The 281-nt window shown below is 63.7% G+C and carries 1 pseudogene; it reads left to right on the top strand.

Going from position 1 to position 281, the window contains the following annotated elements:
* A pseudogene (locus HMPREF3138_RS26920) lies at positions 1 to 281 on the top strand (lysine decarboxylase LdcC); the annotation flags it as partial.

The following is a 281-nucleotide window of genomic DNA, read 5'->3' as shown; positions in this document are numbered from 1 at the left end:
CCCTCCACCGCCAACAAGATCGTCGGCATGTATTCGGCGCCGGCCGGCAGCACGGTGCTGATCGACCGCAACTGCCACAAATCGCTGTGTCACCTGCTGATGATGAGCGATATCGTGCCGATCTATCTGCGCCCGCTGCGCAACGCCTACGGCATCCTCGGCGGCATTCCGCAGCGCGAGTTTACCCGCGAAAGCATCGCCGCCCGGGTGCAGGAGACCCAGAACGCCACCTGGCCGGTGCACGCGGTAATCACCAACTCCACCTATGACGGCCTGCTGTA

Origin of the sequence: Serratia sp. HMSC15F11, assembly GCF_001808215.1 — a bacterium.
GTDB classification, from domain to species: domain Bacteria; phylum Pseudomonadota; class Gammaproteobacteria; order Enterobacterales; family Enterobacteriaceae; genus Serratia; species Serratia nevei.
This window is presented reverse-complemented; position numbering and strand designations above follow the sequence as displayed.